This window comes from Kribbella sp. NPDC049227 (assembly GCF_043197265.1).
Classification (GTDB): Bacteria; Actinomycetota; Actinomycetes; order Propionibacteriales; family Kribbellaceae; genus Kribbella.
Window position 1 is genome coordinate 206,400 of sequence record NZ_JBICST010000002.1, and the last position, 13,124, is coordinate 219,523.

Genomic DNA, 13,124 nt, shown 5'->3' on the forward strand with positions numbered 1-13,124 from the left:
CTCGTTTGCGGCTGCTGACAGCGTTCTTACCGGCACCCCTTGTTGCCGGGCAGGATCGGCCGACGCGGATTGTAGGATGTCCTACTATCTACTAGGACATCCTAGTAATTCAGGAAGGGACCAACGAGATGATGCGATCGATCGCGGGACGCGGGACCCCCGAATCTCCGGTGCTGATCGGCCGCGACGGCCACGCGGGTCGTATCGTCCTCAACCGGCCGCGGTCCATCAACGCTCTGACCCACGAGATGGTGGGAGTTATCCAGTCCACGTTGGACGACTGGATCGATGACCCCGACGTACAGACTGTCGTACTGACCGGTCGTGGTGAGCGTGGTCTGTGCGCCGGAGGCGACATCGTGTCGATCTACCGCGACGGTCTTGCCCACGGAACTGACGCGGCGGCGTTCTGGGCGGACGAGTACCGGCTCGACGCCACCATCGCCGACTACCCCAAGCCTTTCGTCGCGATCATGGACGGCATCGTGCTCGGTGGCGGCGTCGGCCTGTCGGCGCACGCCGGCATCCGGGTGGTCACCGAACGCTCGATGGTCGGGATGCCCGAGACAGGGATCGGGTTCTTCCCCGACGTCGGCGGCACCTACCTGCTGTCCCGTACGCCGGGGGAGCTGGGCACTCACCTGGCGCTGACGGCCGGCTCGGTTCGCGCCGGCGATGCGATCGGCGTAGGCCTGGCCGACTGGTACGTCCCCAGCGACCGCCTGCCGGCGCTGATCACCTCGCTGGCGACGTCGAAGCCTGCGGACGCGCTTGCCGAGGTGGCCGAACCGGCGCCGGCCTCGCAACTGCTCGCCGACCGCGCGTGGATCGACGCGGCCTACGAAGGCGATGACGTGGGCAAGATCCACGCCAGGCTGGCCACGTCGGACCTCGCGGTGGCTCGCGACGCGGCCGCGGTCCTGGCATCGAAGTCACCGACCTCGGTCAAAGTCACCTTGCGCGCTCTGCGAGCTGCGGTGGATCTGCCGGCTCTGCGCGACGCGCTCGACCTCGAGTACCGGTTGGCGTTGCGGTTCCACGGCTCGCACGACTTCCTCGAGGGCGTGCGGGCGCAGGTGATCGACAAGGACCGCAATCCTCGCTGGTCGCCGTCGAGCATCGACGACGTCACCGAGGAAGCCGTGGCCGGCTACTTCGCCAGGGAGTAGTCAGGTAGTCAGGTACGGCGTTCGGGCGTCAGCCGTGGCACGGCTCCGGAGAGGAAGAGGTCGACCAGGCGGTCGGGGAGTGTCGGGTCCGGGGGCGAGCCGACGATCTGGCTGCGGTAGAAGATCGTTCCGGCCCAGAGGTCCATCATCAGATCCAGGTCGGCGTCCGGAGGCAGTTCGCCACGGGCGATCGCCCTCTGCAACATCTGCCGGGCGTGCAGTCGGCGAGACGCCAGGAACTTCTCCCGGAACGTCGAGAGCAGGCTCTCGTCCCGCTCGACGTGCGCGGCGAACGCCATCAGTGCGATCGCGTTCTCGGGCTCGGCGTAGTTCCGCACGGTCACTTCGATGACCCGTTTGAGATCGTCGCGCAGATTCCCGGTCTCGGGTTCTGGTCCTTCGTCCAGGCGGCTTGAGAGCGCTTCGCCGACGAGCGCTCCCTTCGACGTCCACCAGCGATAGATCGTCGCCTTGCCGACGCCGGCCCGGGTGGCGACACCTTCGATCGTGGTCCCGACGTACCCGAGCTCTGACAGTGACTCGAGGGTTGCCGCGAGGATCGCCTGGTGCGACTGCGAGTCGCGGTGCCGGCCGCGACGGTCGGTCCCACCTGCCGGGTTCGCCATACGTGCCCCTTGAACTCTCATAACGGAACGCTGCGTCTCGCGCCTCACTCTACCCCAGAGTGATCGGCTGGCCCACCATTCTGTCAACCTGAACAGGTCGGAGGGCTTGACATCCGGGCAAGTCGTCGCGAACATTCCAAAACGAAACGTATCGGTTTTGACTTGGAATCTCAGTCCCTGTCCCGCCGGGTCCCGGAGGCAACCGAAATGACGTGCAAGAACACCGCGATCAGGCTGATCGGCGCGCTGCTCGGCGCCGCGGTCTTCCTCAGCGGGTGCGGCGGGGCGAGCGCTCCCGTCCCGGATACAGCAGGGCCGTTCGCGATCCGGCTCTACGACGATGTCGGGTCGTTCGATCCGGCGCTCACCAACTCCGGTCCTGGCTACCAGCTGTCGATGTTCCTCTACGACCGGCTGGTCGTGGTCTCGGGCGGCCAGGTCAAGTCGTACCTGGCCACGTCGTGGAAGGTGGCGGCGAAGCGGGTCGTCTTCACCATCAAGGACGGCGTGACGTGTGCCGACGGGACGAAGCTGACGCCGACGGCGATCGCGGGCTCCTTGACCCGGGCGCTCGCCCCGACGACCAAGTCACCGATCGCGCCGAGCCTCTTCGAGGGCGGTGCGACGTTCAAGGCCGACGACCAAGCCGGCACCGTGACGGCAGAGACCGGCAAACCCAACCCCGCGCTGCTGTTGACGTTCGCCAACCCGGTCCTGTCGATCGTCTGTCCTGCCGGGGTCGAGGACCCGAAGAGACTGAGCAAGGCGAGTGCGGGCAGCGGGCCGTACGTGCTGTCCAAGGCGGTCACCGGATCGGAGTACACCCTCGAACGGCGGAAGGGGTACGCGTGGACGCCCGAGACGACCGCCGGCAACGTCAGCTCGCTGCCGGACGTCGTCGTCGCCAAGGTCCTGCAGAACGAGACGACCGCCGCGAACGTCTTCCTGCAAGGTCAGCTGAACATCACCAACTCCAGCAACGAGGACGCCGTGAGCCGGATCAGGGCTCGCGGGTTCGCGGAGAAGCGTTCCCCGAATGCCCTGGGCTTCCTGCTCTTCAACCAGGCGCAAGGCCCCGGCGCGGACCCGGCCGTCCGGAAGGCGATCGCGCAGGCCGTCGACCCCGCGGCGTACGCCGCCGCGGCACAAGGGAAGCTGGCGACGCCGTCAGCCAACCTCCTTCCCGCGGAGACCACGATCTGCGCGCAGACCGACGGCGCGGCCTACCGCCCCGAGGTGGACCTGGCCGCGGCCAGGAAAACGCTCGAGGCCGACGGTTGGACGAAGGGTCCGGACGGCATCTACCAGAAGAGCGGCAAGCAGCTGGTGCTCCGGGTCGGGTCGCACAACCAGGAAGGTTCCGCCGGCGACTATCTGACCCAGACCCTGATTGATCTGGGTGCCAAGGCGCAGGGCAAGCAGGTCGAGCTGCCTGCGTACATCGAGACCGTGCGGAAGGGCGACTGGGACGTCTACGCGGCGACCCTTGCGGTCGGCGACTCACCCGCGACCCTGGCGCCGCTGATCTTCGGGCCCGGCGCGCTCGACCTCGGGCACATCAGGAACGTCACGTTCGAGCGAGAGATGACCGCTGCCGGCGTCGCGCCGGACTTCAAGAGCACGTGCGGGCACTGGCGGGCGGCGCAGGACGCCCTCGTGAAGAACCTCGACGTCGTTCCCCGGGCGCACTACAACAACATCTACTTCGGCAACCACGCGTCGTACCAGTTCGGGTTCGCAGCCTTGATCGAGCCGACCTCGATCAAGCGGGACTAGGTGCCGGCGATGAAGCGTAGAACTGTCGATGCGGCGGGACCGCTCCGGGCCGCGCAGGATCAGTTGGTCCAGGCGGTGTGCGCCCTCGGCGCCGTACTCGTCGCGTCGTTCGCGATGCTCCGGTTGATCCCCGGCGATCCGGCCCGCCGGATCGGCGGCGCGAACGTCACGCCAGAGCAGGTGGAGCAGATTCGCGCCAACCTCGGTCTCGACCAGTCGATGCTCGGCCAGTTCCGTGACTACGTGCTGGGCCTCGCGACGGGCAACCTGGGTACGTCGTTCAGCACTCACCAGCCGGTGGCGACGATCATCGCGGAGCGGTTGCCGAAGACGCTCGAGCTGGCCGGGGCAGCTTTCCTGCTGGCTATCGGGCTCGGCATACCGCTCGGGCTGATGCTGGGAGTGGTCACGCGCGACGGCCTCCGTCCGCGCATCGCCGCGGTCTTTACCGGCGGTACCAGTTTGATCCACTCGATCCCGGACTACCTGCTGGCCGCTCTCCTCGTGCTGGTGCTGGCCGTTCTGGTCCCGATCTTCCCGGTCGCCGGGGCTGCCGGCGCCGGTGCGGTGGTGCTGCCTGCCATCGCCATCGCGGCCGGAGCAGGCGCGGTCCTGGCCAGGGTCACGCGGATCGAGACGCTCAACGTCCTGACGGCCGACTACGTTCGCGCCGCCCGGGCGAAGAACCTGTCCAGTGCTCGGCTCTACCTTCGGCATGTCCTTCCGAACGTGCTGACCGCGGCACTCACCATCAGCGGCCTGATCCTCACCTCGCTGGTGGGCGGGACGGTCGTCGTCGAGAGTGTCTTCGCCTGGCCCGGGCTGGGAACCGAGCTCGTCCAGGCGATCTCGCAGCGGGACTACCCCGTGGTGCAGGCGATCGTGCTCCTGCTCGGCGTCAGCGTCGTCGTCGTGAACACCCTGGTGGACGTCCTCGTCGCCACCCTCGATCCGCGGTCCGCCGCCAGTGGGAAGTAGCCCATGACCAACCTCTACCTGCGAGCTTTCTGGCGGGATCGCAGCGGCGTCCTTGCCCTCGGGGTCGCCCTCGCCGTCCTCGCTCTCGCCGTTTTGGGTCCCGTCCTCTTCGGTCACGCCGCCACCCGGACCGACACGCTCCAGGCGAGCGCAGGGGTGTCCGGCGCGCATTGGCTGGGAACCGACGATCTGGGTCGCGACGTTCTGGCCCGCACTCTCGTCGCGACCCGCCTCTCGCTCGTCCTCGCCGTCACCGCCACCGCGATCGCCGCGGTCGTGGGTGCGGGACTCGGGCTGGTGCTCTCCGGTCTGCCAGCCTCGCGGTTGCGCAGGGCGTGCCTCAGCGCGCTGAACGTCGTACTCGCCTTCCCACCGATCATCGTCGCCATCTTCATCGCCGCAATCCTTGGCGTTGGTGCGTGGAGCGCGGCCACGGCCGTCGGCCTCGCCGTCGCACCGAGGTTCGCCCGGGTCACCCACAGCGTCGCGGCGTCCGTGACGAGTCGCGACTACATCTCGGCTGTTCGGACCCTTGGACTCTCGCGGGCACGTGTCCTGTTCCGGCACGTCCTCCCGAACGCCGCGGACACCCTCTGGGTCGCGGCCTTCCTGGAGACCTCGGGCGCCCTGTTGTTCATCTCGGCGTTGAGCTTCCTGGGTCTCGGCGTACAGCCGCTCGACTACGACTGGGGGAGCCTGCTGACGTCGGGGCTGAACAGCATGTACACCACGCCGGCAGCCGTCCTCGGCCCCACCGTGATGATCGTGCTCACCGGCATTGCTTTCGGCTATCTGGGTGAGGCCGTGGCACGCGCCGCCAACCCTGAACGGTGGGCGCCGATCCGCAGCCCGCGTCCGGTCCGGACCCGAGTGGACGGACTGCCCGCGCGGTCCGTCGCGACAACGGACTCCGGCAGCGTCTTGCAGGTCCGGGATCTCACGGTGACGGCACCCGCGGCCACCGGCGCGGTGGCCCTCGTCGACGGTGTCTCCTTCGTTGTCGATCGGCAGGAAGCGGTCGGCATCGTCGGCGAATCGGGGAGCGGTAAGTCGCTGACCCTGATGTCGATCGCGGGGCTGACCTCGGCCGCCTTGTCCGTCTCTGCGACGGACCTGCAGGTGCTGGGACGTGAGCGGCGCGACGGTCAGGACATCGCGGTCGTCTTCCAGGATCCGACGAACTCGTTGAACCCCGCGCTGCGGATCAGGACCCAGATGACCGAGGGTTTGCGTGCCCATCGCGGCCTGTCGAAGAAGCAAGCGGCAGTGCGGGCGGTGCGGGCGCTGGCCGACGTACGTCTCACCTCGCCCGAACTCAGGATGCGGCAGTACCCGCACCAGTTGTCCGGTGGCATGAGGCAGCGCGTCTCGATCGCGATGGGCTCGTGCCTGGAGCCGTCGCTGCTGCTCGCCGACGAGCCGACCACCGCGCTCGACGTCACGACTCAGCGTCAGGTGCTGAACCTGCTCCAGGCGTTGCGGGAGCGGGGGATGGGGATCGTCCTGGTCTCGCACGACATGGCTGTGGTTGCCGAGATCTGTGACCGGTTGCTCGTCATGTACGCCGGCCGGGTCGTGGAGGAGGGACCGGCCGGGTCGGTACTCCGGAACCCGCGGCATCCGTACACCCGCGGCCTGCTCGAGTGCCTGCCGGACGTCGACGAGCGCCGGAACGGGCCCTTGGCAACCATCCCCGGGACGCCGCCGCAGCCGGGCGAGATCGAGCACGGGTGCGCCTTCGCGCCGCGCTGCTCGCTGGCCACGGAGGTGTGCGAACGCGGTCGTCCCGAGCTGGTGGAGTGGTCGCCGGGCAGCTCGGTTGCGTGCTGGGCGGTCAATCCTGTCGACGCACTGGCCGAGGTGGCCCGATGACGGCGCTGACGGTCGACGGACTGTCCGTCAGCTACGGGTCCGGTCGCGCCGCGGCCGACGTGGTGTCGGCGGTGAGCTTCGACCTGGCGAAAGGTACGACCCTCGGACTGGTCGGCGAGTCGGGGTCTGGCAAATCGACCGTTGCCAAGGCCATCGTCGGTCTCGTGCCGGTCAGGGAAGGAACGATCAGCCTGCACGGGAGCGCGGTGACGCGGTCGCGCGGTGACCGGAAGCGGCTGGTGCGTGAGGTCCAGATGGTATTCCAGGACCCGAACTCCACCCTCAATCCCAGGCTCACGGTAGCAGCGGCGCTGACCGAGGCCGCGAATCTGCTGCCGCGGGGGGAGCGGTACGACGTCGAGAACCTGATGGCGCTCGTCGAGCTCCCCGCGTTCCTGCGTGACCGCTTCCCGCATCAGCTGTCCGGCGGTCAGCGCCAGCGGGTCGCGATCGCCAGGGCACTGGCGGTCAGGCCGTCTGTCCTCATCGCCGACGAGGTCACCGCCTCGCTCGACGTGTCCGTCCAGGCGAGCGTGCTGAACTTGCTGATGGGATTGCGCGAGCAGCTCGGTATCAGTTGCCTGTTCATCTCGCACAACATCGCCGTGGTCAGGCACGTGTCGGACGAGATCGCAGTCATGCACGACAGCAAGCTTGTCGAGAAGGGCTCCAGTGAGCTGGTGCTCGCGCATCCGCGTGCCCCCTACACGAAGACATTGCTTGCGGCTGTCCCGCGCCCCTTCGCAGCGGCCGCCGATCGATCAGAGAATCCATCACACTGCCCGGAGGTCCGCAGTTGAGCGACATCGACGTACCAGACCAGCACGCCCGGCGAGAGGTGCTGATTCCGCGGATGAGCCGCCGCGTCTTCTTCAACTCGTGTGAGGAGTTCGACTTCAGGCTGCTCTTCGCCTTGTCCTATGTAGGCGGCGGAGGAGCCGAGCAGGCCGAGTGCTACGCCGCGGTCCAGGGCGTCGGCGACTACGACTTCGCGGGGTGGCACGCGGGCTGGCTCGGTGTCGCGGAGAAGGTCCTCGTGGCCGCGGACGACGACCGCCGTAACGGGCGGTCGGCGAGTGCGCGAGCGGGATACCAGCGGGCTTCGACGTACTTCTACCAGTCGGCGTTCTTCCTGCCCGCGGGATCCGAGGAGTTCCTCTCCCTGCACCGGCGATCGACGGCCGCCTTCGAGAGCGCGGCCGAACTTCCGGGGGCGGAGTTCCGCCGGGTCCTGGTGCCGTTCGAGGGTGCTTCGCTGCCGGGCTGGTTCTTCCCGGCGGGGACAAACGAGCCCGCCAGGACGCTGATCGTCTTCACCGGCACCGATGCCACCAACGAGCAGCTGTACTACTTCGCCGGCGGCAGACGCGCCGCCGAGCGCGGGTGGAACCTGCTCTGTGTCAGCGGTCCCGGGCAGTTCTCCACGCTCGAGGTCGAACCCGGACTCACCTTCCGTCCGGACTACGACGTCGTACTGCGGGCCGTCGTCGACCACCTGGAGACCGTTCCCGAGGTCGACAGCTCCCAGCTCGCCGTGATGGGGTTCAGCAAGGGCGGGTACCTCGCTCCTCGCGGGGTCGCGGGAGACGACCGGATCAAGGCTCTCGTCGCGAACTCTCCGATCACGAACTTCCACGACGTCATCTGGCCGGGCGTGCAGCGCATGCTGAACCACAGCAACGCGATGCAGGAGTGGGTCACCAGCCTGCTGCAGTGGATCTACGGTGCCTCGTCCATCGACGAGGTCGAGGAGATCACCCGCGACTACAACCTCGACGGTCTGGTCGAGGCGATCCGCTGCCCGACCCTGATCCTGGACAGTGTGGGCGAAGGGCCGACGTTCCGTGAGCAGACGCTCGAGTTCCAGGCCAGGCTGAAGGCACCGCAGACCGTGCGGCACTTCACTGCCGAGGAGGCCGCCGACGCCCACTGCCAGATCGGGAACTGGGCGCTGATGCACCAGGTCGTCTACGACTGGCTGGACACGGTGCTGCCCACGTCGGCGGGGGAGGCCTGACATGGGCGGGCAGGCCGCGTACGACGTCGTCCGGGAACGGTACGAGGATGTGCGATCCGACCTCGAGGCGATGAACGGATGGCTGTTCGAGAACCCCGAGACCGGGTACGAGGAGCACCGTGCCTGTGGGCTGCTGGCCGACTTCCTGGCCGGACACGGATTCGAAGTCACACCCAAGGCGTACGGGCTCGAGACCGCCTTCCGGGCCACGATCGGCTCGGGACGGCTGAAGGTCGCGCTGTGCGCTGAGTACGACGCGCTGCCGGTCGTCGGGCACGCCTGTGGACACAACCTGATCGCCACCACGGCTCTGGGCGCCGCGCACGCGCTCGCCCCACTCGTCGGCGAACTCGACGTCACGCTGACCCTGTACGGAACGCCTGGTGAAGAGAATCGGGGCGGTAAGGCCGAGATGCTCGCGGCCGGTGCCTTCAAGGACGACGACCTGGCGCTCATGGTCCACCCGGCGCCGGTCGACGTACTCGATCCCGGGTTTCTGGCGATGGCCCACCTCGACGTCGGCTTCGGCGGCGTCGCGTCGCATGCCGCCATGGCGCCGGACAAGGGCGTGAACGCGCTCGATGCGATGGTGAACGCGTACGTCGCCGTATCACTCCTGCGTCAGCAGATCCCTGACGACGCACGCATCCACGGCGTCATCACCGAGGGCGGCGAGTCGGCGAACGTCATCCCCGCGGCGACCCGCTCGGAGTGGTACGTCCGGGCGCGGCGATCCAGCACGCTGGTGGGGCTGCTCGAACGCGTGGAGCAATGCTTCCTCGGCGCCGCGCAGGCGACCGGATGTACGTCGTCAGTCGAGAGCGCCGCCCCGGCGTACGACGATCTCGTCACCGACCCCGTGCTCTCGTCGTACTTCCGTGACGCTGCGGCGAGACACGGACGCACGATGCGACCCGCACACCTGGGAGAGGTGCACGGATCGTCGGACATGGGCAACGTCAGCAAGGTGGTACCCACCATCCATCCGCTGCTCGCCCTCGGCGAGGGCGTGCCGAACCACGACCCGCGTTTCGCGGAGCTGACGATCACCGACGACGGGCACCGGCTGCTGCGCGACGGCGCGATGATGATGGCCGAGACGATCGTGGACGCCGCACTCGCGCGGTACCGGTCAGCCGATGACTGACCCGTTGGGAAGGCCCCGAGTCCGGTTCGACCAGCGCGCGACGATGCGGGACGGCGTCACGCTGTCAGCCGACGTGTTCCTCCCGTCCACCGGGGACGGGCCATGGCCTGCGCTGCTGAACCGCACGCCGTACGACAACATCCGGCACCCAGAGATCGCCACCTACTTCGCGGCGCACGGCTACGCGGTAGTGGTGCAGGACGTCCGCGGCCGTGGTGACAGCGACGGCGAGTTCGACTCATGGCGCCAGGAGGCCGCAGACGGGTACGACACCGTCGAGTGGGTCGCCGATCAGCAGTGGTGCTCAGGCGCCGTCGTCGGCTACGGCGGTTCGTACCAGTCGTACTGCGGCTGGGCCGCGGCTCGCGAGCGCCCGCCGCATCTGCGCGCGCTGATCAGCCGGGCCACCTCGGGCATCGCCTCATTGGGGGTGCCGCACGACCTCGGCGCCGCCTCGCCATACTGGCTCTGGTACTTCAACCTCACCGCCGGCCGGACTCTGCAGGCGCCGCTCGACGGTGAGTCTCCGGCGCTCGACTGGGACCGTGTCCTGCGCAGCAGACCGCTCGCGGAGATGGATGTCGCCCTGGGCCGGTCGCTGCCGGCATGGCGTGAGTTTCTCGCCACCCAGTCCGGTGACGCGCCGATCGCGGCGTACGACCTGGACGAGGTGTTCACCGACTTGGACCTTCCCGTGCTGCATGTGACGGGGTGGAACGACGGTGCGAAGTGGGGCGAGCTCCGCGCCTGGCAGCGGATGAACGACGGACCGAAGCGCCGCCTGCAGCAGCTCGTCATCGGACCGTGGGACCACTACGGCACCGGCGCACCGAACCGGACGACGATGGGCGTGGACTTCGGCGAGGCGGCGGCCGTCGACCTCAAGGCCCGCATGCTCGAGTTCCTCCGCTGCGCACTGGACGACGGACTCGAGTCGGGTCACGAACGGGTCGAGTACTTCGTTACGGGGCGGAACGAGTGGCGCTCGGCCACCTCGTGGCCACCCGCGGACCTTGCCGAGGTCACCTTCTTCCTCGACAGCGATGGTGGCGCGAACAGCGTGGCCGGCGACGGGCGGCTCAGCGCCGAACCAACCGGTCCCGCCGATGAGTTCACCCACGATCCCGCGAACCCGCACCTCAGTACGGAGGACCTCGGTACGGCGTTCTCCGCGCCACGCTCACTGGACGACGACCGGATCCTGGCGCGGGACGACGCGCTCGTGTACACCTCGGCGCCCCTGGAACGAGAGCTGGAGATTGTGGGCCGACCTGTCGTCCACCTCTACGCGGAGAGCGACCGCGTCGACACCGACTTCCACGTCACGCTGTTCACGGTCGACGGGACAGGTTCCTCCCGCGTGGTGTCGAGAGGCTGGGTCCGAGCGTCGTACACACGAGGTGCCGAGTTTCCCCGACAGCTCCTCGAGCGTGGTCAGGTCCACGAATACCGCGTCACCCTGGGCGATACCGCCCATCGGTTCGCGGTGGGGGATCGGGTTCGGTTGATCGTTGCCTCGTCCAACTATCCCGACGTGGACGTCAACCCGGGCACCGGGGCGCCGCTCGGTGCGGACACGACGTACGTCGTTGCCAGGAACACCATCCACCACCACGCCGATCGGCCCAGCCGACTCGTGCTCGCGGCCTGTCCCGCCGGAGAACAACGAAGGAAGGAGTGACTGTCGATGCAGCCGCCCGTCATCATCACGTGTGCCCTCACCGGTGGAATGACCGTGCCTGCGCAGAGCGCCGCGATCCCCGTCACCGTCGATGAGATCGTCCGCCAAGGCCTCGACGCCGCCGAGGCCGGTGCCTCGGTTCTGCATGTCCACGTCCGCGACGAGGTCACCGGCGCACCGTCTGCCGACGTAGAGCTCTTCCGGAAGATCTGCTCCCGGCTCGTCGCCGGGACCGACGCCATCGTGCAGCTGACCACCGGTGGCGGACGCGGGATGACGGTCGAGGAGCGAGCGGGAGTACTGGCGCTCGAGCCGGAGATGGCCACCCTCAACGCTGGCAGCTTCAACTTCGGGATCTACCCGGTGGCAGGGCGGGACCTCCCCTTCGAACCCTGGGAACGCGACTACCTGGAAGGCACCCGCGACTACGTCTTCAAGAACTCGTTCTCCGACATCCGCTATCTGGCGAGCCGGATGACCGCGGCCGGTACAGTGCCCGAGGTCGAGGTGTACGACGTCGGGCAGATCTTCACCCTCCGCCAACTGGTCAAGGAAGGTGTCCTGCAGACGCCGCTCGACCTACAGTTCGTCCTCGGCGTGCTGGGCGCGAACGCCGCCGAGCCGGACCAGCTGATCCACATGCTCCGCACGGCCGAGCGAGTGCTCGGGGCGGAGTCGTTCGTGTGGTCGGTCGCCGGCGTCGGTTACCCCGCCGAGTTCGAGCTCGCCGCCCTGGCGACAACGCTCGGCGGCAACGTGCGCGTCGGTCTGGAAGACAACCTGCGGCTCAGCCGCACCCGGCCGGCGCGGTCCAACGCCGAGCTCGTCGCCAAGGTCCGGGACCTGCTCGGCGTCCTCGACCGGCGGCCGGCCGAACCCGACGAGAGCCGACGGATCCTCGGGATCCGGACCCGGTCAGACAGGGAGCAGTCATGACATCCTCGACAGCAGCGGAGTACGGGAACGAGCCCCGCGAGGTCGGCCCCGCGGGCTCGGTTCCCGACCAGGTGGCAGCGGACGCGGCGAGGCTGGCCGTCACCGGTCAGCGGGTGTCGCTGGCGTTGCCCCGCTTTCGGCAGATGCCCCTGTTCAAGGGACACCCCCAGTTCGAGGTGCTCAGCTTCCGGACCCCGCCGGGCCTGAAACAGAACCAGGATCGCCCCTGGGGGCCGATCAACAACGTGGGGCTGGGCTACATGAGCGAGCTCGTCCAGTGCTCGGCACATTCCGGTGCGCACGTCGACGCGCTCGCCCACATGACGATCGGGCCGGAGGGTCGCTGGTACGGCGGCGGCAACGTCACCGATCATCTCGGTGACTTCGGGCCGACGGTGGGAGACGGATCCCAGCTGCCCGCGTTCTTCACCCGGGGTGTCCTGCTCGACGCCGCGGGATGGCTCGGTGTCGACTGCCTCGACAAGGGACATGCGCTCTCCGCCGACGACCTCCAGGCCATCGCGCGCCATCAGCGGGTCGAGGTGCGGCCGTGGGACGTCGTCCTCGTTCGCACCGGCTATCTCTCGCTGTGGCCCGACGAGGAGAGAATGGCTCGCCATCTGACCGCGGGGCCGGACATCAGCGCGGCCCGGTGGCTCTCGTCGGTCGGGGTGATCGGCGCCGGGTCGGACACCGAAACCTTCGAGGTGCAGCCGGCCCCAGACGTCGAGTCGACCGGGAACCCGCAGCCGGTCCATTCACATCTGCTGATCGAGCAGGGGATCTACCTGTTCGAGAGCCTGTACCTCGAGAAGCTGGCGACCCACCACCAGTACGAGTTCCTCTTCGTCGCCCTACCGACGAAGATCCGCGGTACAACAGGTTCGATGCTCGATCCACTCGCAGTCTTCTGAGCGCACCG

At 68.3% G+C, this 13,124-nt stretch carries 11 protein-coding genes; 10 read left to right on the top strand and 1 reads right to left on the bottom strand.

The annotated features are described in order from the left end of the window. Positions 1–128: 128 nt before the first annotated feature. Complete coding sequence (locus ACGFH6_RS07700) at positions 129–1,169, top strand: enoyl-CoA hydratase/isomerase family protein (RefSeq protein ID WP_393381446.1); 1,041 nt, start codon at positions 129–131, stop codon at positions 1,167–1,169. Positions 1,170–1,177: 8 nt separating this feature from the next. On the opposite strand, the gene ACGFH6_RS07705 is transcribed toward ACGFH6_RS07700, so the two are convergent. Beyond that, on the bottom strand, positions 1,178–1,795 hold the full coding sequence (locus ACGFH6_RS07705; protein ID WP_393381448.1) for a TetR/AcrR family transcriptional regulator: 618 nt from the start codon (positions 1,793–1,795) through the stop codon (positions 1,178–1,180). Between the two features lie 207 nt (positions 1,796–2,002). Between ACGFH6_RS07705 and ACGFH6_RS07710 the strand changes: the two genes are divergently transcribed. Genes ACGFH6_RS07710 through ACGFH6_RS07750 form a run of 9 tightly spaced genes read left to right on the top strand, consistent with a single transcriptional unit; the run spans position 2,003 to position 13,116 of the window. Further along, the gene (locus tag ACGFH6_RS07710) at positions 2,003–3,571 is read left to right on the top strand and encodes an ABC transporter substrate-binding protein (RefSeq protein WP_393381449.1); all 1,569 of its coding nucleotides are present in this window, start codon (positions 2,003–2,005) and stop codon (positions 3,569–3,571) included. 9 nt (positions 3,572–3,580) lie between these two features. Beyond that, a complete protein-coding gene (locus ACGFH6_RS07715; protein ID WP_393381451.1) occupies positions 3,581–4,549 on the top strand; it encodes an ABC transporter permease in 969 nt (322 codons plus the stop codon). Between the two features lie 3 nt (positions 4,550–4,552). Beyond that, positions 4,553–6,421 (top strand): dipeptide/oligopeptide/nickel ABC transporter permease/ATP-binding protein, encoded by a 1,869-nt coding sequence (locus ACGFH6_RS07720; RefSeq protein WP_393381453.1) that lies wholly within the window; start codon positions 4,553–4,555, stop codon positions 6,419–6,421. Then, positions 6,418–7,221 carry an ABC transporter ATP-binding protein gene (locus ACGFH6_RS07725; protein ID WP_393381455.1) on the top strand — a complete coding sequence of 268 codons (804 nt, stop codon included), beginning with the start codon at positions 6,418–6,420 and terminating at the stop codon, positions 7,219–7,221. Before ACGFH6_RS07720 ends, ACGFH6_RS07725 begins: the two co-directional genes overlap by 4 nt. Next, entirely contained in the window at positions 7,218–8,438 is a 1,221-nt protein-coding gene (locus ACGFH6_RS07730; RefSeq protein ID WP_393381457.1) for an alpha/beta hydrolase family protein, read from the top strand. Before ACGFH6_RS07725 ends, ACGFH6_RS07730 begins: the two co-directional genes overlap by 4 nt. Before the next feature lies 1 nt (position 8,439). Further along, complete coding sequence (locus ACGFH6_RS07735; RefSeq protein ID WP_393381459.1) at positions 8,440–9,585, top strand: M20 family metallopeptidase; 1,146 nt, start codon at positions 8,440–8,442, stop codon at positions 9,583–9,585. Beyond that, on the top strand, positions 9,578–11,266 hold the full coding sequence (locus tag ACGFH6_RS07740; protein ID WP_393381461.1) for a CocE/NonD family hydrolase: 1,689 nt from the start codon (positions 9,578–9,580) through the stop codon (positions 11,264–11,266). The genes ACGFH6_RS07735 and ACGFH6_RS07740 overlap by 8 nt, the downstream gene beginning before the upstream one ends. Positions 11,267–11,272: 6 nt before the next feature. Continuing rightward, complete coding sequence (locus ACGFH6_RS07745; protein WP_393381462.1) at positions 11,273–12,202, top strand: 3-keto-5-aminohexanoate cleavage protein; 930 nt, start codon at positions 11,273–11,275, stop codon at positions 12,200–12,202. Continuing rightward, positions 12,199–13,116, top strand: coding sequence for a cyclase family protein (locus ACGFH6_RS07750; RefSeq protein WP_393381464.1), 918 nt, complete (start codon positions 12,199–12,201; stop codon positions 13,114–13,116). The genes ACGFH6_RS07745 and ACGFH6_RS07750 overlap by 4 nt, the downstream gene beginning before the upstream one ends. The last annotated feature ends 8 nt before the right edge of the window (positions 13,117–13,124 follow it).

Bases quoted from the DNA above. Each gene is read 5' to 3' on its own strand.
- ACGFH6_RS07700 (WP_393381446.1), top strand. From the start codon at position 129: ATGATGCGATCGATCGCGGGACGCGGGACCCCCGAATCTCCGGTGCTG.
- ACGFH6_RS07705 (WP_393381448.1), bottom strand. From the start codon at position 1,795: ATGGCGAACCCGGCAGGTGGGACCGACCGTCGCGGCCGGCACCGCGAC.
- ACGFH6_RS07710 (WP_393381449.1), top strand. From the start codon at position 2,003: ATGACGTGCAAGAACACCGCGATCAGGCTGATCGGCGCGCTGCTCGGC.
- ACGFH6_RS07715 (WP_393381451.1), top strand. From the start codon at position 3,581: ATGAAGCGTAGAACTGTCGATGCGGCGGGACCGCTCCGGGCCGCGCAG.
- ACGFH6_RS07720 (WP_393381453.1), top strand. From the start codon at position 4,553: ATGACCAACCTCTACCTGCGAGCTTTCTGGCGGGATCGCAGCGGCGTC.
- ACGFH6_RS07725 (WP_393381455.1), top strand. From the start codon at position 6,418: ATGACGGCGCTGACGGTCGACGGACTGTCCGTCAGCTACGGGTCCGGT.
- ACGFH6_RS07735 (WP_393381459.1), top strand. From the start codon at position 8,440: ATGGGCGGGCAGGCCGCGTACGACGTCGTCCGGGAACGGTACGAGGAT.
- ACGFH6_RS07740 (WP_393381461.1), top strand. From the start codon at position 9,578: ATGACTGACCCGTTGGGAAGGCCCCGAGTCCGGTTCGACCAGCGCGCG.
- ACGFH6_RS07745 (WP_393381462.1), top strand. From the start codon at position 11,273: ATGCAGCCGCCCGTCATCATCACGTGTGCCCTCACCGGTGGAATGACC.
- ACGFH6_RS07750 (WP_393381464.1), top strand. From the start codon at position 12,199: ATGACATCCTCGACAGCAGCGGAGTACGGGAACGAGCCCCGCGAGGTC.